Here is a 24,069-nt window from a genome sequence, read left to right as displayed (position 1 = left end):
CTTTGATTTCATAATTAAGAGAAAATGAACTTTATACTAGCTGACTTCAATAAACATCAATCTTTGTTACCTTTTACTTACACGCGACCTACTTGCGAGATACGTTGTGGAATCATCACATTACGAGAAAAATGGGAAAAGCAGTTAGGTGAGAAGATAAGTTTTCAAACAGAAGAATACCTGCAAACTAAATATCCGCTTGTGGAAACAGAGGACAATATCGTTATTGCTGGAAATGTTTTTGCTACAGCAACTTTGTGTGAGGCAATAAAGAACTTGAAACCAGAACAAAAACTTCTTGCTGGAAATAACGTCATTGCTTATCGAGTTAAAGACTTGCATACACCTACTATAGAATTAGAGCAAGTACTATTCTTAGAAGAAGAAGTAGATGGAATCGAAAATACATGGGATATATTTTCAAAAAATGGAAAGGCTCTTGAAGCCGATTTTGACCTCATAACAAAAGGAAGAAAAAGCCAGCCTATTCCAGCGTCCGTTAATTACATCAATGAAGATCGTATTTTTATAGAAGAAGGAGCAACGCTTCAATTTGCAACATTGAATGCTTCTACCGGTTCTATATACATAGGTAAAAATGCAGAGGTGATGGAAGGTTCTATTATACGTGGTGCTTTTGCTCTTTGCGAGCATAGCGCGACTAAATTGGGAACTAAAGTTTACGGACCTACAACTATAGGACCACATTCTAAAATAGGAGGTGAGGTAAACAATTCTGTGATATTTGGTTATTCTAATAAAGGACATGAAGGTTTCTTAGGAAACTCTGTTCTAGGAGAATGGTGCAATATTGGAGCAGATACCAACACCAGTAACCTAAAAAATAACTATGCTGAAGTAAGACTTTGGGATTATGCAACAGGCCGATTTGCAAAAACTGGATTGCAATTCTGTGGTTTGATGATGGGCGATCATTCTAAATGTGGTATCAATACCATGTTCAATACAGGAACGGTAATAGGAGTAAGTGCTAATATTTACGGCGCAGGTTATCCACGTAACTTTATTCCATCATTTAATTGGGGTGGACCACAAGGTAATATGACCTATAAGACTAATAAAGCCTATGAAGTTGCTGATGTAGTAATGAAAAGACGCGGTTTATCTTTAGAACAGATTGATATAGATATTTTAGATCATGTTTTTGAGCAAACGGCTCAGTACCGAAAGAATTAATTGACTCTTACATAACGCTCGCCGCAAGGTTCAATGCAAAAATGTGATACTTCTAAAGTATTTGCATTAGTTAAAACATAAGTTCCCATGCAGTTATCCACGTCAATTGTTGTCGTTGAGATATCAAAGGTCCCACTAGAGGTAGCCTGTGTCAAACTACCGAAGCAAAAACTCACATTACAATTTACCACACCTTGATCTGTAAACTGGAGTGTTTTACCTGATGCTGGTTGAAAAGTACCGCTTCCATCGCCTGAATCTGCAAGAACAGCTTCTAATTCCCATTCTCCATAGATTAATAAATCGAAAGGAATATTATCATCTTCATTACAAAAGACACAAGTGCAAGACGATAAAACAGCAAAAAAACTAAGTAATAAAAGCATCTTTTTCATAATGTTGGTTTTTAAGTAGATGCAAATAGACTCAAAAGGTTGCGTGTTCTCTAGATTTAATCTTATCAGAATCGAGTATCTTTAGTTTTTAAAATTAGTACATGAAAAGTTTCTATCACATTTTTTCTTTGTTTTTGTTGGTTTCCGCCCTGCCTGCCCAGGCACGACAGGCAGGTTTCGCGAAAGCGCAATCCACAACATCATCTCAACCATTTACAGGCTATTATGATTTTACCTATAATGAAGATAAAGGAACTATACTTCTTGAAGTCAAAGACTTGAATAAAGAATTTCTTTATGTTCATTCTTTAACCTCTGGTGTTGGATCTAATGATATAGGACTCGATCGAGGACAGCTAGGTGATGGAGTAGTTGTAAAATGGATCAAAAGTGGGAACAAGTTGTTGTTAATGCAACCTAATTTGAGCTATCGAGCGAGCTCTTCAAATCCAGACGAAAAAGCCTCCATAGAACAAGCTTTTGCAAGATCGGTATTATTTGGTTTTGAGATTAAAGAAAAGAAAAACAATAGTTTTATAATTGATTTGACACCATTCTTGATGCTAGATGCTCATGGAGTTGCAAATCGATTAAAAGATCGTGGGCAAGGTTCTTATAAATTAGATAAAACACGTAGCGTTTTATGGATGGAAAACACCAAGAGTTTTCCTAAAAACAGCGAGTTTGAAGCAATGCTGACCTTTACAGGAACGCCTACAGGCAGAGAAGTGCGCAGCGTCGCTCCAGATGCTAGCAGTATCACGGTTATACAGCATCATAGTTTTGTGGAGTTGCCAGATACCAATTATAAGCCTAGAGTATTTCACCCACGTAGTGGATCGTTTTATAGAAGTTATATGGATTACAGCGCCCCAGTTTTTGAGCCTATTCAAAAGCGATTTATCACTCGTCATAGGTTAGAGAAGAAGAATCCAGAAGCTGCTGTCAGTGATGCGGTAGAACCAATTATATATTACCTAGATCGAGGTACACCAGAACCAGTAAGAAGTGCTTTGTTAGAAGGCGCAGGCTGGTGGAATCAAGCTTTTGAAGCTGCTGGATATTCTAATGCTTTTCAAGTAAAAATGCTACCAGAAGATGCTGATCCTATGGATGTACGCTACAATGTGATTCAATGGGTACATCGCAGTACGAGAGGCTGGAGTTATGGTGGAAGCGTGGTAGATCCAAGATCGGGCGAAATAATCAAAGGTCATGTAAGCTTAGGAAGTTTGCGCATCCGTCAGGATTTTATGATTGCACAAGGCTTATTAAAAGAACCATTTAAAGAAAATGACGATAATCATGATGCGATGATGGAAATGGCGCTAGCAAGAATTAGGCAATTAGGTGCTCATGAAGTAGGCCACACACTAGGTTTTGCACACAATTTTGCTGCTAGTACGCAAGACCGAGCAAGCGTAATGGATTATCCGCATCCTAAGTATGAGATAGTAGATGGTAAAATATCATTAAAAAATGCCTATGCTGCAGGAATAGGAGTTTGGGATAAATTAACCGTGCAATATTCTTATGGGAATCCAGCAGGCAAGCAAAGTGAGGATTCTTATTTAAAATCAATCCTAAAAAAAGCAGATGTTGCTGGTTTAAAATTTATCTCAGATAGTGATGCAAGAGCCACAGGTGGTGCAAATGCTGGCGCACATCTTTGGGACAATGGATCAAGTCCTACAGAAGAGTTAAAACACATTTTAAACGTGAGAGAAATAGCGATCAACCAATTCTCCATTCATAACATCAAGTCTGGTGAGCCATTGAGTGTTTTAGAAGATGTTTTTGTGCCGGTTTATTTTGCACATCGTTATCAGGTTGAAGCCGCTGTAAAACTAGTAGGTGGAGTAGAGTATGAGTACTTAACAAATGACAGGAATCTTGAATTTACACTTGTTAATTCTAGCGACCAGAAAAATGCTTTAAAGGTTCTTTTACAAAGTATCGATCCATCGACACTTAAAATTCCGCAGCATGTGTTGGATCTGTTTCCGCCACGTGCCTATGGATATGGTAGAACTAGAGAAAGCTTTAAATCACAAACTGGCGTCACTTTTGACCCATTAACTGCCGCAGCAACTAGTGTAGATATGACTTTTGATTTGTTATTTCATCCAGATCGTATGAATAGAATCGTTACCCAGCAAGCTATTGAAAGTCTAGATAATTCAAATTATGCGACGCTCACACTAGATACAATATTTTCTAAGATTTCTAATCAAGTATTTACTGATCTAGATACCGACGATTCATACCGAACTGCGATTTCCCAGAGCAGCCAAGAGTTATTTTTAAATCACTTGATGAACTTGATAGCTAGCTCTAGAACTAATGTGCAGGTAAAATCTATTGCTAGAAATCAATTGAACGAGATACAAAAGGACTTAAGTAAAAGAGATGCATTTGAAAACCAACTCTTATCTCAAATTCAACATTTCAACGCACATACAGAACTATTTAAGGTTAAGCCATTGCCTAGCATTCCTGATGGAAGCCCTATAGGCTGTACTGTTTTTGGAGACTAACGTGTTTTTACTCTATTTCTACTTTCGCGAAAGCGAGAAATAAAATATCAAAAAAGCTCTAAAATTCTATTTCTAGTTTTTTAGAGCTCTCTTTATTACAAATACAATTGCTTAAATACTATCTACAAAGTGTTTAAAAACTGCTTTATGTTTCTCGAGATCTAAATTAGGTGAAAGCGACGCTCGCACGATATAATCTTTATCTCCTTCTTTAGTAGTTCCTTGTGTTGAAGTAGCTGGTACCGTCCAGTAACAGCCTTTTAATTGACCATAACTAACACAAAATTTACTTTCATCAGGTATTTCTTTGATCATCAAATGAATCAATTTCAGATTCAGTTCACGTTTGTATTTTTCCTTTTCTTGAGCGTTAGCACCTTTTCTAGGCAAGTCTAATGAAAAGACAGATGGTGTAAATCCTTGATCTGCCAGTTCTTCAGACACAAAGTTAATTTTTGCATCTGGTAAGGTTTCTTGAATATAGGTAACAAATTCTCTGGTATTCATGTAAGCGTCTGCGATACGTTGATTCATGGATGGCAATTGTTCTGCAAGAATTTCATATTGCAATTGCGTTGCTTCATTATCACAAATATCAAGATGCAGACTTATTTTCTCCATCAAATTCTGCGTTTTATTGTTTCCTACGCAATAACCAGCCGTACAGCGGCCGCCACTTGGGAATTTAGATCCACTCGCATAAGCAATAGTTCTTACGGTAGATAGCATTTTATTTTCCCCTAAAAAATGAACATTAGGGCAAAAGGTTTGGTCAAGAATAAAGACTGGATCTATAGCAATATCGCCATTTGAAGTTTTACGCTCTTTGCTCAAAACTGCTTTTAGTTTTTCAAGATCTGGAACTTCAACACGTGGATTTGTAGGAATCTCTGCAATGATATAAGGGATAGCATCTTCTTGAGCAATTTTTTCTAAAACTCGATCTATACTTTGTACCATATCGTTATCGCCATCCACTGGAAGGTCTACAATTTCAATCGTATCCAGACAAGCAGCAACGCGTCTTGCTTGATCGTTAGTACCACCATAGCAATTAGGTGGAACGATAAATTTTATCGCCTTTCCTTGATGGTTTTTTTGTGCATCATGGATCAATCCCATCATGATCGCATATTGAACGGACAATCCGCTAGAACCAACTAATGGCGTGATTTCAGTTCCTGTAATTTCTTTGACAGACTTTAAAACACTTTCTTTATTAGCTTTTAAATTAGAGTCTACGCTTTCAATAGATTCACCAACTAATAATTGTAATGCCGTAAGCGAGTCTGCTGGAGTCATGGCAACAGTTTCCCTTCTACGTACGTGCTGTATATCAGATATGTAGTCTTCATTTTCTTTACCATTAACGACCAGTAGACTTCCTAAACGGCCGTGTAGTGTGATAGAAAAATCTATAGTTGAATGTAATTCTATGGCATCCATTTGATCATTTTCTGTGATAAAAATGGTGCTGCCATCAAACTCAGTAACCTCTGAAACGCTTTTTACCTGATTCAGCTCAAAATGATATCCGTAAACTGCTTTGATGATATCAGCATTAAACGATTCTGGTAGATGACCAATGTAATTAATTTGGGTATTTTTATTTTGCAACAAGTTGGTTCTTAAAACTGCCAACACAGGAACAGTCTGAGAAGAAAAACAAATTACAGCTTCTGGTTTCAAACCGTGCATTTTTGCAATTCCCCATTCCAGAACACATGATAAAGGATGCCCTAAACGTATATAGTCATATGCGGTAGGTAAAATATCTAAAGCCGCGGTCGTTGCATTATCGTTTTCATATAAAGTCTCTAGCTGATCTAGAAACTGAGTTTTAGCTAATTTTTCATTATAAATATCCAGTCGGTGTGTTGTAATGTCTACCCAACCTGCAGGCTTATTTTTAATGATTTCTTTTATATAGTTGACGATGTTACTCTCTTTCATTTAGCTACTTTTTTAATAGGTAGGCAAGGTACAAAAAGGAGGTTTTTTTGATGCCGTTTTTAGTTGGATTTAAGAGTTAGGTAATCCTATAGATTCTTGAAGTGGATGCTGTGGTTCTAATCAAGTTTAAATATTAGATTCAATCTCTTTTATCTCTTCAAAACTCGCCCACGAGGCTCATCACCTTCATGTAATACCACATCAGAATGTAGAAATTGAGCCGCTGCGGCAGAGTCTTTTACTTTTGAAGCGCTGCGTGATAACATTTCTTTTTCAAAAGGTATCAAGGCACTTTTCCTAATTCCTATTTCTTTCCAGTTGGATTGTGGTCGACAGCCTGTAGAAATAGCTCGAGCAAGTGAGAGTGCGTCTAACAAGGCTTGGTTAGCACCTTGGCCTTTAAAAGGACTCATAGGATGTGCGGCATCTCCTATTAGTGTTAAGTTTTCTGCTTTCGCGAAAGCGGACTTATCAAGCAATTCTCTATCATAAACAGGATATCCTGAAACCAAAGATGTAGAAGTAGCCTGTATAATTTGAGGAATAGGATCGTGCCAATCTTGAGTTCTTTTCAAGGTTTCATTCTTCAAAGATGCTGCGCCATGGGAACTTTGAATCTTTGCCTTACTTTCTGCAATAGGAAAGCTGAATTGCCACATAACAGAAGTCCCGTCATAAGGCATCATATACATGCGTTCCACACCATTTGCAGTTTGAAATACAGTTGCAGAATCTAGTAGCTCGCTTTTTATATTTTCTATAGAATCCAGTGAACAAATGCCTAAAATCACCATGCAGTCCAAGTAGCGCAAAGGAGCTATCTTTTCACCTAGAAACTTTTGTCTTACGCCACTTCTTATGCCGTCGGCACCAACTATCAGGTCTGCTCTAGTAGATTTTATTTTTCCATTTACTAGAAAGTTGAGGTGAACAGATTCTCCATCTGTATTATAATCTATGAATTGGTGATTCCATTTTATAGATTTTTCATCGCCCAATTGTTCTAAGAGTGCGAGTCGTAACGATTGTCTCGCGATATGAATATTTGTTTTTTTAGGTGCTTTTTTAGATTGGGATTCCACCCATTTTCTCATTCCCCATTCTCCTAGTATTTCTCCTTCTATGTTATGTACGACATGTCTAGTTGAGGTAATGCTTTGATCTAGATATCTAATACCAAAGCCATCCATTGCCTTGCTCGCTTGCTGCAAAGTAAGCCCATAACCTTGTGATCTAGCATTAAAATTGCTATCACGCTCAAAAAGAGTAAAAGGGATACCACGATGTAAACATGCTACAGCAAGAGCAACACCACCGATGCCACCGCCTACAATGGCAACATGTGGTAAGTTTTCTACATCTGAAACAGGAAATTGATTTGAAGAAACCAGTCCAGAACCGGAACAAGCATCACAAATTTTAAGATGTCCCTTAGGTGGCAAAGGAGCATTTTCTTCTTTATGATTGGATTCTTTAAATTCTTTTAAAGCTCTTTGATAAGCCAGTCTAGCTTTCTTGCGTATGCGCTGGCTTTTTTTACCACGTCCCTGGCAGTTAGGACAGCTTTTCCAAAAAGAAGACTCTTTAGTCATGTTATACTTTTCTAAGGCTAATTTAAAAGAAATTTCTAATCAACTATACAAAGTAAAGGCTTAAAACAATCGATTATAAAATTTGGGCTTTTAATTTTTAAAAGAATTCTAATTTTCAATTTTTAAAATGCAAAATAGGACTCTCATAAAATATTTAAAAATCCATTAATTATTAAGGAAATATACGACTGATAGAAAATAGTACTACAGATCAATATTTTTATGAATAAGCTTTTTCTATTATTGATAATAACATTACCTATTTTTTCAATAGCGCAACAGACTGCTGAGAAAGAGGTTTATACTTATAAAACAGGCAATCCTAATGGTACTGGAAAATGGTATATGGGAAGAGAGATTGCTTATGTAATGGGTTTTCAAGGCATGAATTGGTTAGAGAGGCCAGAACGTGAGAAAGAAGAAAACACTTCAAAATTACTTAAAAACATGGATCTCAAACCAGGCGATACTATCGCAGACATAGGAGCCGGATCTGGTTACCATGTTTTTAAAATGTCTCCAACAGTAAAGAATGGATTTGTTTATGCTGTTGATATTCAAGATGAAATGCTAGCTGTGATAGATCAACGCATGGAAGAATCGCAAATTGATAATGTTTCTACAATTAAGGGTAGTGAAAAGAGTGTTAATCTACCTGAAAACTCTATTAATAAAGCACTTATGGTAGATGTATATCACGAATTTAGTTTTCCTATAGAAATGATCGCCTCCATAAAAAAAGCTTTAAAACCTAATGGTAAAATTTATTTGATTGAGTATCGAGCAGAAGATGCTAGCGTACCGATTAAGGAAATTCATAAAATGAGCGAAAAGCAAGCTGTAAAAGAATTCAAAGCAGCAGGTTTTAAACTGGAAAGTAATGCCATTAATCTTCCATGGCAGCATTGCATGGTTTTTGTAAAGCAATAAAAGTTCTTATCTCCTTTACATGAATGAATAATTCTTTGTATTAAAACTTGTTAGATATTTAGTATGAAAATCAGTAATTAGATGGTTGATTTTTCCTCTTTCGCGAAAGCGAAATATTTATAAAAACCACTTACTAGGTTTCATATTCTAAATAATAAATGGCCTCAAGGAAAATTTTTGATGCGACTTTTTCTTTTTTATCTGTTTTTAATTCTTTTGTTATTCCGGCTATTTGAATCTTTTTTTCAGGTAGTTTATCTGACGATCTAGCATGAGCTATCAAAATAGACTGTGCAGAAGTAGCATCTTTTATTTCATAAACGTCATACATATCCATAATCGGTACCATTGTGAAGGTAGTGACCGATCCTGTCATTATAGGTATCATGATAAAACCATTGAAATCGGTTTTAGAAGCTGTTAATTTAGGAACGCCAGTGATAATGGTGTTTTGCGCAACAACAGCTTTAGAAGCTGCCTCTGTTGGTGAAAATAATGCGGGCTGATAATTATAATACAGAAGTTTTAAATCCATATCTAATTTTAGTATAACAGCCTGTCGTTGGGATTCATCTAATCCTGAAAGAGATAGTTCTAAAAACAGAATCATTTGCTGCTTATCATTAAAAATACCACCTACTTTTCCTAATTCTGCAGTGGTGATAATGCCATCATCTGCTTTAGTTAAAAGGTTGTAGAATCTACCACCATTATCAAGTTGCTGAAGTGCATCGTCTACACTTTTAAAGGGTTCTATTTTCTTCATTATTCATTTTTAATGGTCCAAAAATTACCTTTTATATAGTCATTAACGAATCATCTATTCAAAAACGAGTTAAAATTAAATGTTTGGTTTATAGGTCTATATTAATGATGCGTTAATCTAGTTATGATATCTTTAAGATCAGGAAACAGTTCTGTTAGTTCATTTCTGGATTTCAATTCAAAATCGTTGAAGTCAAAACCTGGTGAAACGGTACAACCTATTAAGGAAAAGGAATCTTTATTGACCACTTCACCTGCAAACCAACAGCCACCAGGAACTACAAATTGTGGTACCTCTTCATTAAATAAATCAGGTCCTATCATCTGGCAACTGTATATGCCATCTGTAGTGATCATATGCAACCTAATAGGCGAGCCATGATAAAAATGCCAAATTTCATCTTGCTCTATTTTATGTAAAGCAGAGAATTTATCAGAGGTTAATAGAAAATAAATACAGGTGGAATAATTACGATTGCCTCGGTAATTTTCTTCAAGATGTTTTGAATTTATTTCTCCTCTACTTCTATACGTTTCTTTAAAATATCCACCTTCTGGATGTGGTTGTAACTCTAGTTTTTCAATAAATTTTTGTGCCTTGCTCATAGATTTTTATAAGAAATAAAAGTAGTCGTGAATATTTATTTAGTTTTCAACTAATCATAAGAAATTCTTAATCAAGTTATAAGTGCTTCTTATTCAACATAAAATTAAATAAATCAATTTTGTAAAAAGTTATCAGCTTTCAGAAAATAAGTTTAACAATATGAAAGAGAATATGGTCAGTATTTATAAATATTATTGATTGATTTGTTCAATTTACAAATGCTTTACTACTTTATAGTTACTTAGGTTCGTAAAAATGTTAGGAAATTAAAGTCTTTATTTTTACAAGAAATTAAATTAACCAACTGGAAATATGATTACCGTCTCAAAGATGTATATACATAAATTGGTGTGATTATAGTTGATGAAAATCTTTTAAATCATTTTGTTACCATGGGTCATCACAGTCGATTTATTGCTAGAATTACAAAAAGATTAAGAGATTAGAAATAATTGGATCAAGTTCATGTGATTGGGTTTCTTTTTGTCTTTTTAGTAAACGCTAAATTCAATTTCTTTTCCTTTAGTTTCTTCAAAAAACACACCATTATCAAACACTAGATTTCCGTTCACAAATGTTTGTTTTATTTGTGTTTGAAATGTTGTTCCTTCTAACGGTGACCAACCGCATTTGTACAGTAGGTTTTTCTTTTCAACGATCCATTTGCTATTTAAATCTACTAGTGTTAGATCAGCATAGTATCCTTTTCTGATATAACCTCTTTTAGTCATTTTATATAATATAGCTGGATTATGACACATCTTTTCTACTATCTTTTCTAAAGATATCAGATTTTGTTTATGAAATTCTAACATGCAATTTAATGTATGTTGAACCATAGGTGCTCCAGACATAGATTTAAAATAAGTTTGCTGTTTTTCTTCTAGAGTATGTGGTGCATGATCCGTTGTGATAAGATCTATTCTATCATCGAGTAGTGCTTTTAATAAACCTTGTTGGTCCTTTTCTGACTTTATGGCTGGATTCCATTTTATAAGCATTCCTAGTCGATCATAATCTTTATCTGAAAACCATAAATGATGTACAGAAACTTCTGTTGTTATTTTTTTCTCTTCAAGAGGAATGTCATTTCTAAATAGATGTGTCTCTGCTTCTGTAGTTAGGTGTAGAATATGTAATCGAGCATTGTGTTTTTTAGCTAGAGAAATGGCTCGTTCTGTAGCTTCATAGCAGCCTTTTGTATTTCTAATCATTGGATGATATTTTGCTGGAATATCTTCTCCATATTTTTCTTTAAAAATTCTTTCATTCTCTTCTACAATCTCTTCTTTTTCTGAATGAATAGCAATGATAGAATTACAATTTGCAAATAATTTTTCCATTGTTTCAGGACTGTCTGCAAGAATGTTTCCTTTTTTAGTGAAATATAGACCGTCATCAGAAACACCAATGAACTTGCTGGTATCCATTTTTATAACTTCATCAATGTTATCTTCACTCACACCTAAGAAAAACGAATAGTTTGCTAATGATTTATTAGATGCAATTTCATATTTTTCTTTTAGACTTTTTACGGTCAAAATATTTGGTACCGTATTGGGCATATCAATAAAGGAAGTTACTCCACCAGCAATTGCAGCTTTACTTTCTGTGTATAAATCGCCTTTGTGAGTAAGTCCTGGATCTCTAAAATGAACCTGACCGTCAATGATACCAGGAAACAAATGTTTTCCTGTGCCGTCTATGATTTTATAATCTGGCTCTATAGCAATTTTACCGATTTCAGAAATGTATTCATTTTCCAACAGTACATCTGCAATAAATGATTTTCCTTCATTTACAACAGTTGTATTTTTGATGAGTATTCTTTGGTTCATTAGATTATTTTACTTTTGCTACAATGCATGATTTCATTGTTACTAGCTCGTTAAAGTCATAAATTTAACAAATAAATGATAAAAGGAAGATTCATATTGACTTCCTTAAGAAGCTAATTATTGGTAATGAGTTACTTGTGTTATGAGTGAGCGTGGTTTATTTTCACCAGGTGTTCCGTTAATCGTATGACTACATCTTTATTCTTGCCTTAACTTTAATTGTTCACTAATTAATACGAATTGAACTTTCTAATTTTTCGTAGAATCCTTTTTATTGGAAATCGTCATACTTCAACAAATTAAGGACGGACGTTTAAAAATTTGGTGGAATGGTAAGAGTAAAAAACTGGCACTAATAGCTGTTTGTAATAAGCTCCTGAAACAATGTTTTGCTATCGCAAAATCTGGTAGACCCTACGATGAAACCTATGTTTCAAAATCAGCATAGGTCGTAGAGATTATATAAAAATTAAAAGCTTAAAAATCAGATTACTGACTTTTGAGCATCAAAAAATAGTGTCTAAATGAAATGAAGAAAAAGGCTGTTTTTTACCTCAGTTCATTTTTGTAATAGTTATTTGTATTCCAATTTGCCACCTTTCATAATTTGTTCATATGTAATTCTCGTTTGTAATGGCTGAGAATTAAGTTCTATTGAGTTCACTTTGTCTAAATCCGATGTTCCTTTCCTAATTTTTAGAAAATTTCCATTGTTAAGGATAACTCTAGCATTATTAACTTGAGGTATTGCTAAAACAAAATCTGCACTGGAAGGATTTACAGGATAAAAACCTAAAGTAGAAAAAATATACCAGGCACTCATTTGTCCGCAATCATCGTTTCCAGTTATTCCATCTGGTTTATCGCTGTAAAACCTATTATATATTTCTGTTATGAGTTGATTTCCTTTTTCTGGTGTATTTGAAAAAGCATATAAATATGCAATGTGATGACTTGGTTCATTGCCGTGCGCATATTGTCCAATTAATCCTTCTTGTCCCAGATGTTTATCTGCATCATCATTAGTTAGCGTAAAAAATGTATGTAATTGATTTGTGAATTTATCTTTACCACCAAGACGGTCAATGTAATTTTCAACATCATAATGACTTGGTGTCCAGGTGTATTGCCATGCATTTGCTTCTGTGTAATCTCCGGGATTATTCATAGGTGATGTGGCTTCCAAGGGTTTAAAAGGGTTTCTAAAATTACCTTTTGAGTCTTTTCTACGCATTAAACCTGTCTTGCTATCAAATAAATTCTCGTAGTATTTTGACCTTTTGCTAAAAATTTCAGCGATACTATCTCTTCCTATTTTTTTGGCCATTTTCGCAATAGCGTAATCATCAAATCCACTCTCGAGTGTTCTAGAAACTGCTTCATTATCTAAAAAGTCAAATGGATAATAGCCGTATTTGTTATACATTACCCAGTCAGAATTTAAATGATTTTCTGTACTCGTTTTTACCATGGCTTCTATGGCCTCATCATAACTAAAGCCTTTAAATCCTTTATTATAAGCATCTACAATTACAGGAATAGAGTGATTACCAATCATACAATGGTTTTCTTATCCCCAAGCTGTCCAAATAGGAAGGTAACCTTGGGCTTTGTGATGTGCTAAGAATGTATTGATAAAACCATCTACACGTTCAGGTACAAGAATAGTGTATAAGGGATGTGCTGCTCTGTAAGTATCCCAAAGCGATAACGTTGAATAGTATTCTCCATTCTTGGCCATCGCAATTTTATCGTCAGCACCTCTATACTGCCCATCTACATCTGCGATGTTTTAAGGTTGTAAAAACAAATGATACATAGCCGTGTAAAAAATGGTTTTTTGTGTATCATGCGCTTCAATTTCAATCTTTTTTAGGTAGGTATTCCAAATTTGTTTTCCATCGGTTTTAACTTTTTCAAAATCCCAATGGTCTAATTCTGTTTTAAGATTGTTTTTTGCACCATTAACACTCACGGTAGATAAGGCGACCTTGCATTTTAAGATGTTGTTTTTAAGATTGAAATCTAAAACATATTTTGGTGCATTTTCTTTAGGTTGAGCTGGTAATTCTTTAATTGCTTCATATTTCTCATTGAACGTGAGTGTAAAAAAGTACTTTCGTTCTACCCAATTTTTAGTGTGGCAATAACCAGAGATTGTTTTCTTATCAGCTTCTAATTTAACATCACTATCCAACACCAAACTATCTGTTAAAAACCGCAAACCATGTTGAAGGTTGACCAATAGTTTTGCCTTGTTATTTGGATACGTATAACGATGAAATGATACGCGCTCGGTCGAGGTAAGTTCAGCTTTTATGTTGCTAGAAAGTTCAACTGAATAATAAGACACCTCTGCATTTTCTTTTATTTTTTTGCGGAATATTCAGAAGGATTACCAACAAATGGATACAAAAGAATATCTCCGAACTCACTTATGCCAGTTCCACTAGCTCTTGTGTTTGAGAATCCAATTATGGTTGAGTCTTTTAATTGATAACCGCTTGTGTAATCCCAACCTTAGTCTGTATTATCTGGTCCAGGTTGTACCATTGCAAAAGGTCTGCTTGGTCCAGGAAAGGTGTGTCCAGTTCCATCCGTTCCAATAAATGGGTTCACATATTTGGTATAATCAACAGATTTGAATTCAATTTTATTATCGTTAGTACAACTTATAAAAGTTGAAAAAACTAAGAAGATTAATAGGTATTTCTGCATTTTGTTTTAATTATTGCCAACGGTCTACTTTATTTTACAACCGTATAATTAATAGTGATTTAAATAGACGCTGATTTTTCTGTTTATGCACGAGCCAAATTTAAAAATTTGGCGTTCTTCGCAAATACACACAGACCTCTCGGAAAGCCTGTAATAGCTATGTTTTACATACATCTTTGTTGTAAGTAGTGCTTTCTGCTCACTTGCTCAATCTCAGTATCCGAAACGCTCCTTGAATTACCAAAATAAAAACGATTGTTCCAATAATCAAATCAGGTTTGCTCGAACTTAACCAATTTACCAAAAGTCCAGCGATTATAACTCCTAAATTGATAATCACGTCATTCGAGGTGAAAATCATACTCGCTTTCATATGTGCCTCTTCTTTGCTTTTTGACTTTTGCAAAATGTAAAGACAAATTCCGTTTGCGATAAGTGCAAAAATTGAAACGATAATCATTGTCGAAAAATCAGGTAGTTTCTCGTCTCCAAAAAATCTTCTTAAAACTTCTACAAATCCAATAATCGCAAGTGTGATTTGAAAATATCCAGCAAGTTTTGCTATCCGTTTTTTCTTAATTAAAGTTCCACCAACCGCAAACAAGCTAATTCCGTATACGGAACTGTCCGCAAGCATATCCAAACTGTCGGCAACAAGTCCCATTGATTTTGAGATTATTCCCGTTATCATTTCGATAATGAAAAAGGCAAAATTGATTGTAAGTACAGACCAAAGTAGCTTTTTTTGGTTTGCGTTTTCTTTAAATTCTGTCTGGTCGGTTTGTTCAGTCGAGATTTTCTTTCCGCCTAAATTCAGTTCGATAACAGACTTTTCGATTTGGTCAATTTGTCCGCTGTGAAAAACGGTCAGTTTTCGGTTCGGAATATCAAAGTCTAAATTCGCAATACTTGAAATTTCGTCCAATTTCATTCGGATTAGATTTTCCTCCGATGGACAGTCCATTTTGGTAATTTCAAATATTGTTTTATACACTCGGTTTCTGGTTTTTTGCATTACTTACAACTAGTTATACCATCTCAAATATACACTTTATCCCACAAGATATTAGGATAAGCCCTTCCTTAAAAGCGACTTGTCCGTTTACTAAATAGTATAAAAGACTACTTGCGTTCTAACCAAACTCTAGCATTCACAAATGCTTCTAGCCATGGTGTTACTTCGTCATTCTTACGATCGTTAGGGTAGTGTGCCCAGTTCCATGTGAATGTGGAACGCTCTAAATGTGGCATCATGACTAGGTGACGTCCATCTTCACTATTCAACATCGCAGCGTTATAGTCAGATCCATTTGGGTTTGCAGGATAGCTGTCGTATGCATAAGTTGCAGGGATTTGGTAAGCACTTCGGTCTTTAGGTAAATGAAATTTTCCTTCGCCGTGTGCGGCCCATATTCCTAATTTGCTACCTTCTAGAGATTGTAACATAATAGAATTGTTTTTATCAATTGCTACACTGGTAAAATTACATTCAAACTTACCAGAATCGTTATGCAACATTTTTGGTTTCTGGTCATGATCAGGGTTTATTAATCCTAATTCTACAAACAGCTGGCAACCATTACAAACACCTATACTCATGGTGTCTGGTCTGGCAAAAAAGTTTTTTAAAGCAGTATTTGCTTTCTCGTTATATAAGAATGCTCCAGCCCAACCTTTGGCACTTCCCAAAACATCACTGTTGGAGAATCCGCCCACTGCAGCGATAAATTGTACGTCTTCTAAAGTTTCACGACCAGCGATTAAATCGGTCATGTGTACATCGATTACTTCAAATCCTGCGAGGTACATCGCACGTGCCATCTCACGTTCAGAATTACTTCCTTTTTCACGTATTACGGCTGCTTTTACTCGTTTTTGAGGCAATTCTGGTAGTTTTCCTGTAAAATGCTCAGGAAATTTGAATTCTAGCGGCTGATTCACGTAGTTCAGTGCACGCTCATCTGCTTTTCCGTTAGAAGATTGTTTTTGATCGAGTAGGTGAGAGGTTTCATACCACACATCGCGCATGTCATCTACGTCTATGATAAACTCGTTGATGTCTAGAACGGCTTCGTCTATGGCTTTTCCAATTTTGAAGAATGGAACACCTGTTTTAGCCAATTCCTCTTCTATACTTTCATCAGTTGCTTGTAGCACGATTCCAGCATTTTCTGAGAACAATACTTTAACCATATCATGACCTACTGCAGCCAGGTCCAGTTCCATTCCTACGTTTTGTGAAGGGAAACACATTTCTAGTAAAGTGGTAATTAATCCACCACTAGCAACATCGTGTCCTGCCAGTACTTTGCCTGATTTTATCAAGGATTGTATGGCTGTAAACGCTTTCGCGAAAGCGGAACTATCCACAATCGTAGGACATTCTTTACCTATTTTATTTTGTGTTTGTGCAAAGCTAGAACCACCTAATTTATGGTTATCGCCACTCATATTGATGTAATAGATAGGAGCGTTATAATCACGTTGCAACACTGGTTCTACAACTTTAGAAATAGCATCACAAGAACCTACCGTACTGATGATGACCGTTCCAGGAGCCAATACATCCATATCTGGATATTTTTGCTTCATAGAAAGGCTATCTTTACCTGTAGGAATATTGATTCCCAGTTCAACAGCAAAATCGCTTACGGCTTTTACAGCATTGTATAAACGAGCATCTTCTCCAGGATTATTGCATGGCCACATCCAGTTAGCACTCAAACTAACGCCTTTAAGACCTTTTTCTAAAGGTGCAAATACTAGATTAGTCAGTGACTCTGCAATAGCATTGCGAGAACCAGCGGCAGGATCGATTAATGCAGCAACTGGTGCGTGACCTATGGTGGTTGCCACTCCATTGTTACCATTATAATCCATTGCCATAACACCTACGTTATTTAATGGCAATTGCAGTTCTCCACAGGTTTGTTGTTTTGCAACACGACCAGTTACACAGCGATCTACTTTATTAGTCAGCCAGTCTTTACAAGCGACTGCTTCCATGCGTAAAACGTTGTATAAATAGAGTTTAAAATCTTTACCATCATAAGGAACAGCGTCATAAATACGGTTGATGGTTGTATCATCCATAATGGTTTTAGGACTAGAGCCGAACATATCTTCAAGTGCTAGATCCATAGGACTGCGGCCATCTTTCTCGCTGAATGTAAACTTATTATCACCAGTGACTTTACCAACTTTGTATAGTGGTGCACGCTCACGAGCAGCGATCTCTTCTAGTATAGGTGAATCTTTTGCATCCATAACTAATCCCATACGTTCTTGGGATTCGTTACCGATTAATTCTTTGCGAGATAAAGTAGGATCTCCCACAGGCAGTTTATCAACGTCTATGGTTCCGCCAGTTTCTTCTACTAATTCTGATAGACAGTTTAAGTGTCCACCAGCACCGTGATCATGAATAGATTTTATAGGGTTGTTATCACTTTCTACGAGTCCGCGTATCGCATTTGCAGCACGTTTTTGCATCTCTGGATTAGAACGTTGTACAGCATTTAATTCTAGACCAGAATCTAGTGCGCCAGTGTCTGCACTACTTACAGCAGCGCCACCCATTCCTATACGGTAATTATCTCCACCCATAACGATGATGTCATCGCCAGCGTCTGGAGTTTTCTTCAAAGCTTGGTTACGTTTCCCATAACCTATTCCACCGGCTTGCATGATAACTTTGTCAAAGCCTAAATATCTTTTACTGTCATTGCGAGGAGCTTGCGACGTGGTTATCTGTTCATCACTGGCAGATTGCTTCGCTTTGCTCGCAATGACGTCAGAGTGTTCGTCATGCTCAAAAGTTAGTACAGAACCAGTAATTAATGGTTGCCCAAATTTGTTTCCAAAATCGCTCGCTCCATTGGATGCTTTGATCAAGATATCCATAGGTGTTTGATACAGCCATTTACGGGCTTCAAAACCGTTTTCCCATGGGCGATCTTCTTTTAATCTGGAATAGCTGGTCATGTAAACCGCTGTTCCTGCTAGTGGTAAAGAACCTTGTCCACCAGCAAGTCTATCACGTATTTCTCCACCAGAACCAGTTGCTGCACCGTTAAATGGTTCTACGGTAGTAGGGAAGTTGTGTGTTTCTGCTTTTAAAGAAATAACCGAGTCAAATAAGCTGGTTTGATAAACATCTGGTTTATTGGCCGTTTTAGGAGCAAACTGCTCGGCCTGTGGTCCTTCTACAAAAGCCACGTTATCGCTGTAAGCACTGACGATACCGTTAGGCCATTTTTTAGAAGTTTCTTTGATAAGTTTGAATAGCGAAGTAGGCATTTCTTCTCCATCGATAATAAACGTACCGTTGAATATTTTGTGACGACAGTGTTCTGAATTTACTTGTGAGAACCCAAAAACTTCACTGTCGGTTAATTTACGGTCTAGTTTTTCTGAAAGCTGGATCAAATAATCGATTTCATCATCGCTCAAAGAAAGTCCTTCTTGCATGTTATAGGCAGGAATGTCGTCTATTTCTAAGACACCTTCAGCATCTACATTAATGTCAAATTGCGATTGATCTAATCCATCAAATTTTTGCAATAGCATTTTATCATAATTAGAATCTGCAGTGCAAGCATGAAATTCTTCTATTCTTAGTATTCCATTGATTTCCATGTTTTGAGTAATCTCGACAGCATTTGTAGACCACGGCGTAATGGTGGTTGCACGTGGACCTGTAAAAAAACCTGATAGAGCATCAGCTTTTAATTTAGGAGCACCGGCAAAGAGCCATTGCAATTTCTGATCATCTTCTTCAGAGATGGGTGCTTGGGTATGAACTGCGTATAAAGACTTGGTAGGATTTCCGTAAAAATGAATCATTTGTGAGCGCTTTTGTGGGCTGTTGCAAAGATACTTTTTTAGGACTTTATTTTTAGGGTTTCCGCTTTGTTTGATTCTTGTGTTTTTAACACAATATCAAACAAGTTTATGCCGCACTAGATGCGGTACGAAAGCGGAATTATGAACGACTTGTTTACAATTTGAAAGCAAGTTTCAATAAATATAAAATGGACAGTTCTTCCGCAGATGATAATGATAAATACTTAGAATTAAATTCTTAACCTACCTATAACAGAATTGATGTTCTAATTTTCTATCTTAAAATAAATATACAAATTATGAAAGCAGCAAGATTTATAGAACAAGGCGGTGATTTAACCGTAGTAGAAATGGATAAACCATCACCTAAAGAAAATGAGATATTATTAAAAGTAGAAGCTTGTGGAATATGCCATAGTGATGCCTTTACTAAAGCTGGAGCTATGGGAAATGATTTTCCTAGAACGCCTGGTCATGAGGTAATAGGTATTATTGAAGAATTAGGTAGCGATGTGACCCTATTTGAAAAAGGTGAAAGAGTAGGAATAGGCTGGCATGGAGGACACTGCTTTGATTGTGATCCATGTCGTCGAGGTAAATTTATAAATTGTGAGAATGCAAAAGTTTCTGGTATTTCTTACGATGGTGGTTATGCAGAATATATGACTGCGCCTTATGAGGCGGCAGCAAGAGTACCAGAAGATTTAAAAAGTACGGAAGCAGCACCATTACTTTGTGCAGGAATAACAGTATTTAACGGAATGCGTAATGCAGGATTGAGAGCTGGTGATATCGTTGCTGTTCAAGGAATAGGAGGATTAGGTCATCTAGCAATACAATTTGCTCATAAAATGGGAATGAGAACCATTGCTTTAAGTACTACAGATGATAAAAAAGATCTGGCCATGGAATTAGGTGCAGATCATTTTATTGCTACTAAAGATGAAGATGCCGTAGAACAATTACGAAAATTTGGCGGCGCAGACTTAATTGTAGCCACAGCACCGCATGCTGATGCTATTTCTAGTGTTATCGACGGATTAGGAATTGATGGTACGATGTTATTAATCGCTGCAGCTGGTGATGATGTAAAAGTTTCACCATTACAATTATTACAAGCTAGAAAATCATTGAAAGGTTGGCCTAGTGGTGTCGCACCAGATAGTGAGGATACGTTGAAGTTTAGTTCTCGTACCGGAGCATTGCCTATGATTGAAGAATTCTCATTAGCAAACGCTAACGAAGGATTTGATAAAATGATGAATAATGAGTTGCGATTTAGAGGAGTGATCAATATGTCTCTCTAAGTTATAAGCAAGGTTAGAATAAAAAAAATGCCGCTGAATGCGGCATTTTTTTATTTTTAAAATGGTGAAATACCTTATTTGACTATAAGTTTGAAGGTTTTTGAAACACCGTTTATTTTCAGTCGTGCTATAAAAACCCCAGTTCTATTTATATAAAAATAATTGTTGTTTAGAGCAATTTCTAATTGTCTCCCAGATAAATCATATATATCTAATTGCTCTATTTCATTTTCTAAATTCCCAATATAGAACGTACCTGATGAAGGGTTAGGGTAGATGCTTATATTTTGAAATGCAAAATCATCATTACTTGCTGTATTGTCGAAGGTATGGATACCTAAGTCGCTAGAATTGTCTTGTGCAAAAACATTCCATTCTCCAGCTTTATCAAATGTCGTATTTGGACCTGTCACATTAGACTTGCGCACTAAGGTTTCATTCTGAATATCGTCTACATTACTATTAGGATCACCGACTACGTCTAGTAAAATTCCAGCTTTAAACAATCCGATGGCATCATTACCATTAAAATTCAAAACACTACTACTACCTAGCAATAAATCTGCTTCGGCTAGAATTGCTGCGTTTGCATTTCCTCGCGCTAATACATAAACCTCTTGATCTTGAAGCGTTCCAGATAGTGTCTCAGTGACGTTCCACGTACCACTTCCATTTTGACTTAGTTGGATAGAATAGTCAGCTAGATTTACCGAAGAACCGGTATAATTTGCAATTTCTAAAGCTTTATTATTTCCGCCACCTTCTATGTATTCTGAAATAAATAATTCTGTTGCAGCTCCAGATGGCATTTGAACATTTAGGTTTGTTCTAGTATCGTCATCAGGTAACATGTCACCGTTTCCGTCTACATTGGCAAAATTATCTGGATCGTCACTTTCTTTAATTAAACTACCATTTGTACCAGCAGCGTTAAAGTTTGCTGTTACCGTTAATTTATTGATCACACAACTACAAGCACTAGCAACATCGTTTGCAGTTAATGTATAAGTAAGAGTCCCAAAAGCGTCTGTATTATTTATACCAGCATTAAGTTGAGCAATTTGTCCTGGAGAATTAAATGTTCCAAAATCGGGCACAGCTCTCACATTAAACAAATTAGTTGTACCAATATTATTGATCTCGTACTCATAAGTGATCTGGTCTCCAACACTTGCAAAGTTATCCATGTCGACATCTATAAAAGTATCTTTTAAGGTAGCAAACAACCGTCCTGAAGGGTTATTAGTCGTTGTCCAGATCATATTTACGTATTGTGGGTTATCCACATATGGATTTCTATTGTTTTGATGTGCATAGATGTCATTGTTGCGATCTATTTCTTTTTGACTTACAGGATCTTGATTATGCCAGTCCAATAATAAATCTATATACCATTGCTCATAGAACCTATCACTAGAGCCATCGCGAGGATTGTTAGAACTAGCATTTGCCGCATCCCATCCAGAATCATTAATATTATTTTCGTATCTCGTTGCAAAATACAGCAACATCCTAGCGATATCACCTTTGAATTCGTCTAGAGGTTCAAAGACTTGACCAGAAAAACCTGTAGTGATGGATGGTCCTTTTTTACTACCATTCATATACGTAGTTATAGAAGCGCCGTTAGGATTTACTTCTCCAAAAGGCAAGTTACTTCTTCCACCATTTACCCAACCATCTGTAGGAATCACATGATGTGCGTCACTTCGCATAGGCTCATTTTGACTAAAGAAACCTTGTGGAAATATATGCTCTCTATTGTAGCAATCTGCTTCACTATTAAAATTCCCACAATTTGCATTTACACCTATTACCCAATTGTAAGGATCAGGTCCATTGGGATTTTCAGAATACATGTCTAGTATGGTATTGGTTTGTGTACCATTATCATAATACTCATCGTTATCAGATGTATTGTACAACGTGATTAAAGCTTCATAACTTTGACCATTGTAGCCAGTAGAAATAATGTCATTTAACTCTGATTTTAATTGATAACCAGTTAGTCCATTTGCACTATTATAATATCCTGGCGGAATTTGTGCAAATCCCATTACAGATAGTAATAAGAACAATAGGGTAATATTCTTCATATGTGTTTTTTGTAAATTTCTTAGTTTTAAGAAATTTTAGATAATAACATTTAAAAGTAGATAGTAATTATTTTTTCTTCATTCTTGCCATAAAGAAACCGTCATAACCATCTCTATGCGCATAAAGTGTTTGTGAGTCTTCTAATTCAAAATCAGTACCTGCTTCAGATTTAAGAAACTTTTCTACCTGCATTTCATTTTCTGATGGAAATATAGAACAAGTGGCATAAACCATTCTACCACCAGATTTTACAACGCGACTATAGGATTGTAAAATTTCTTGTTGCGTTTCTTTTATTTTTTCAATAAAATCTGGTTGCAGTTTCCATTTTGCATCTGGATTACGTCTTAGAACTCCTAAACCACTGCATGGCGCGTCGATAAGCAATCCATCTATTTTGCCATTTAGTTTTTTAATAACCTTAGTAGAATCTAACAAACGAGTCTCAATATTATGAACACCAGCACGACGTGTGCGTCTTTTAAGTTCATTCAATTTACTTTGGTAAATATCCGTAGCAATGATTTGGCCTTTATTTTCCATCATGGCAGCAAGGTGAAGCGCTTTTCCTCCAGCACCGGCACAAGCATCCATAATGCGTTCACCAGGCTTAGGATCTAAGTAAGGTGCAATTAATTGTGATCCTGCATCTTGAACTTCAAATAATCCGTCCATAAATAATTTGGTACGGAAAACATTTGTACGTTCATTAAGAATCAATGCATTAGGAAAACGTTCATTAGTTGTCGTTAAAACTTCTTCGGCTATTAATTGTTCTTTTAATGAAGCGATGTTAGTTTTTAAAGTATTAGCTCTTAAAACAACAGGTGCTTGCTCATTTAAGGCAGTCATTTCTTGATCCCATAAATTTCCTAACTCTGCAATACCCATTTCATCTAACCAGTCTGGAATAGATTCACGCATTTTACGATTGTTGCGTACTTCATCCAGTCCACCTCTAATACGTCTAACTGGGGTGTTGTAATACTCATCCCATGCAGGAAGATCGTGTCCTTTTAACACTATCCATACACTGGTAAGTCTCCACAAACTCTCTTGATTAAAGGGCTCACTTACTTTTGCGATCGAGGCAAACAATCTCTTGTACCTAACGATGTCATAAGTCGTCTCTGCTATAAAGCCTCTATCTCTTGAACCCCAACGAGTATCTCTTTTTAGAATTTTCTGAATAGCTTGATCAGCATATTTACCGTCATTAAAAATGGAATGCAAAGCATCTACTGTTGCTTGAACTAAATTATGGTGAAATCTCATTTTGCAAAAGTAC

The 24,069-nt window shown here is 35.9% G+C and carries 14 protein-coding genes and 3 pseudogenes; 5 read left to right on the top strand and 12 right to left on the bottom strand.

Annotated elements, in window-relative coordinates; all coding sequences use genetic code 11:
* Positions 1-24: 24 nt before the first annotated feature.
* The gene (locus ACTF54_RS07005) at positions 25-1,197 is read left to right on the top strand and encodes a GlmU family protein (RefSeq protein ID WP_438969035.1); all 1,173 of its coding nucleotides are present in this window, start codon (positions 25-27) and stop codon (positions 1,195-1,197) included.
* Here ACTF54_RS07005 and ACTF54_RS07000 read toward each other — a convergent pair.
* On the bottom strand, positions 1,194-1,592 hold the full coding sequence (locus tag ACTF54_RS07000) for a hypothetical protein (RefSeq protein WP_438969034.1): 399 nt from the start codon (positions 1,590-1,592) through the stop codon (positions 1,194-1,196). The two genes, ACTF54_RS07005 and ACTF54_RS07000, sit on opposite strands and share 4 nt — an antisense overlap.
* 101 nt (positions 1,593-1,693) lie before the next feature.
* On the opposite strand from ACTF54_RS07000, the gene ACTF54_RS06995 reads away from it, so the two are divergent.
* The gene (locus ACTF54_RS06995) at positions 1,694-4,129 is read left to right on the top strand and encodes a zinc-dependent metalloprotease (protein ID WP_438969033.1); all 2,436 of its coding nucleotides are present in this window, start codon (positions 1,694-1,696) and stop codon (positions 4,127-4,129) included.
* A gap of 111 nt (positions 4,130-4,240) precedes the next feature.
* On the opposite strand, the gene ACTF54_RS06990 is transcribed toward ACTF54_RS06995, so the two are convergent.
* Positions 4,241-6,082 carry a cystathionine beta-synthase gene (locus ACTF54_RS06990; protein WP_347196544.1) on the bottom strand — a complete coding sequence of 614 codons (1,842 nt, stop codon included), beginning with the start codon at positions 6,080-6,082 and terminating at the stop codon, positions 4,241-4,243.
* A gap of 149 nt (positions 6,083-6,231) precedes the next feature.
* Positions 6,232-7,674 (bottom strand): FAD-dependent oxidoreductase, encoded by a 1,443-nt coding sequence (locus tag ACTF54_RS06985; protein ID WP_347196545.1) that lies wholly within the window; start codon positions 7,672-7,674, stop codon positions 6,232-6,234.
* 222 nt (positions 7,675-7,896) lie between these two features.
* Between ACTF54_RS06985 and ACTF54_RS06980 the strand changes: the two genes are divergently transcribed.
* Complete coding sequence (locus ACTF54_RS06980; protein ID WP_438969032.1) at positions 7,897-8,604, top strand: class I SAM-dependent methyltransferase; 708 nt, start codon at positions 7,897-7,899, stop codon at positions 8,602-8,604.
* Positions 8,605-8,737: 133 nt separating this feature from the next.
* Here the strand turns inward: ACTF54_RS06980 and ACTF54_RS06975 are convergent, their stop codons facing one another.
* The 3 genes from ACTF54_RS06975 to ACTF54_RS06965 all read right to left on the bottom strand — a co-directional run bounded on the left by ACTF54_RS06975 (position 8,738) and on the right by ACTF54_RS06965 (position 11,814).
* The gene (locus tag ACTF54_RS06975) at positions 8,738-9,370 is read right to left on the bottom strand and encodes a hypothetical protein (protein WP_347196547.1); all 633 of its coding nucleotides are present in this window, start codon (positions 9,368-9,370) and stop codon (positions 8,738-8,740) included.
* A gap of 101 nt (positions 9,371-9,471) precedes the next feature.
* The gene (locus ACTF54_RS06970) at positions 9,472-9,975 is read right to left on the bottom strand and encodes a cupin domain-containing protein (protein WP_347196548.1); all 504 of its coding nucleotides are present in this window, start codon (positions 9,973-9,975) and stop codon (positions 9,472-9,474) included.
* A gap of 492 nt (positions 9,976-10,467) precedes the next feature.
* Positions 10,468-11,814, bottom strand: coding sequence for a dihydroorotase (locus tag ACTF54_RS06965; protein WP_347196549.1), 1,347 nt, complete (start codon positions 11,812-11,814; stop codon positions 10,468-10,470).
* A 331-nt stretch (positions 11,815-12,145) separates the two neighbouring features.
* Between ACTF54_RS06965 and ACTF54_RS06960 the strand changes: the two are divergent.
* Positions 12,146-12,262, top strand: a pseudogene (locus tag ACTF54_RS06960) (IS110 family transposase); the annotation flags it as partial.
* Between the two features lie 126 nt (positions 12,263-12,388).
* Here the strand turns inward: ACTF54_RS06960 and ACTF54_RS06955 are convergent.
* The 4 genes and pseudogenes from ACTF54_RS06955 to purL all read right to left on the bottom strand — a co-directional run bounded on the left by ACTF54_RS06955 (position 12,389) and on the right by purL (position 19,377).
* Positions 12,389-14,185: pseudogene (locus ACTF54_RS06955) on the bottom strand (GH92 family glycosyl hydrolase).
* Positions 14,182-14,532, bottom strand: a pseudogene (locus tag ACTF54_RS06950) (hypothetical protein). Before ACTF54_RS06950 ends, ACTF54_RS06955 begins: the two co-directional pseudogenes overlap by 4 nt.
* Before the next feature lie 199 nt (positions 14,533-14,731).
* On the bottom strand, positions 14,732-15,526 hold the full coding sequence (locus ACTF54_RS06945) for a cation transporter (protein WP_438969064.1): 795 nt from the start codon (positions 15,524-15,526) through the stop codon (positions 14,732-14,734).
* A 128-nt stretch (positions 15,527-15,654) separates the two neighbouring features.
* Positions 15,655-19,377, bottom strand: coding sequence for a phosphoribosylformylglycinamidine synthase (purL, locus tag ACTF54_RS06940; RefSeq protein ID WP_347196551.1), 3,723 nt, complete (start codon positions 19,375-19,377; stop codon positions 15,655-15,657).
* Between the two features lie 299 nt (positions 19,378-19,676).
* Here purL and ACTF54_RS06935 point away from each other — a divergent pair, with 299 nt between their 5' ends.
* Positions 19,677-20,684: an alcohol dehydrogenase gene (locus ACTF54_RS06935; protein ID WP_438969031.1), complete on the top strand. Its 1,008-nt coding sequence runs from the start codon at positions 19,677-19,679 to the stop codon at positions 20,682-20,684.
* Positions 20,685-20,758: 74 nt separating this feature from the next.
* Here the strand turns inward: ACTF54_RS06935 and ACTF54_RS06930 are convergent, their stop codons facing one another.
* Both ACTF54_RS06930 and ACTF54_RS06925 read right to left on the bottom strand, forming a co-directional pair.
* Positions 20,759-22,780: an endonuclease gene (locus ACTF54_RS06930; RefSeq protein WP_347202134.1), complete on the bottom strand. Its 2,022-nt coding sequence runs from the start codon at positions 22,778-22,780 to the stop codon at positions 20,759-20,761.
* A gap of 67 nt (positions 22,781-22,847) precedes the next feature.
* Positions 22,848-24,056, bottom strand: a complete 1,209-nt coding sequence (locus tag ACTF54_RS06925; protein ID WP_347196554.1) for an RsmB/NOP family class I SAM-dependent RNA methyltransferase — start codon at positions 24,054-24,056, stop codon at positions 22,848-22,850.
* Positions 24,057-24,069 lie beyond the last annotated feature (13 nt).

The sequence above is a fragment of the Nonlabens sp. genome, assembly GCF_965657255.1.
GTDB lineage: Bacteria > Bacteroidota > Bacteroidia > Flavobacteriales > Flavobacteriaceae > Nonlabens.
This window is presented reverse-complemented; position numbering and strand designations above follow the sequence as displayed.

Bases quoted from the DNA above. Each gene is read 5' to 3' on its own strand.
- ACTF54_RS07000 (WP_438969034.1), bottom strand. From the start codon at position 1,592: ATGAAAAAGATGCTTTTATTACTTAGTTTTTTTGCTGTTTTATCGTCT.
- ACTF54_RS06970 (WP_347196548.1), bottom strand. From the start codon at position 9,975: ATGAGCAAGGCACAAAAATTTATTGAAAAACTAGAGTTACAACCACAT.
- ACTF54_RS06935 (WP_438969031.1), top strand. From the start codon at position 19,677: ATGAAAGCAGCAAGATTTATAGAACAAGGCGGTGATTTAACCGTAGTA.
- ACTF54_RS06930 (WP_347202134.1), bottom strand. From the start codon at position 22,780: ATGAAGAATATTACCCTATTGTTCTTATTACTATCTGTAATGGGATTT.
- ACTF54_RS07005 (WP_438969035.1), top strand. From the start codon at position 25: ATGAACTTTATACTAGCTGACTTCAATAAACATCAATCTTTGTTACCT.
- ACTF54_RS06980 (WP_438969032.1), top strand. From the start codon at position 7,897: ATGAATAAGCTTTTTCTATTATTGATAATAACATTACCTATTTTTTCA.
- ACTF54_RS06965 (WP_347196549.1), bottom strand. From the start codon at position 11,814: ATGAACCAAAGAATACTCATCAAAAATACAACTGTTGTAAATGAAGGA.
- ACTF54_RS06985 (WP_347196545.1), bottom strand. From the start codon at position 7,674: ATGACTAAAGAGTCTTCTTTTTGGAAAAGCTGTCCTAACTGCCAGGGA.
- ACTF54_RS06995 (WP_438969033.1), top strand. From the start codon at position 1,694: ATGAAAAGTTTCTATCACATTTTTTCTTTGTTTTTGTTGGTTTCCGCC.
- ACTF54_RS06925 (WP_347196554.1), bottom strand. From the start codon at position 24,056: ATGAGATTTCACCATAATTTAGTTCAAGCAACAGTAGATGCTTTGCAT.
- purL (WP_347196551.1), bottom strand. From the start codon at position 19,377: ATGATTCATTTTTACGGAAATCCTACCAAGTCTTTATACGCAGTTCAT.
- ACTF54_RS06990 (WP_347196544.1), bottom strand. From the start codon at position 6,082: ATGAAAGAGAGTAACATCGTCAACTATATAAAAGAAATCATTAAAAAT.
- ACTF54_RS06975 (WP_347196547.1), bottom strand. From the start codon at position 9,370: ATGAAGAAAATAGAACCCTTTAAAAGTGTAGACGATGCACTTCAGCAA.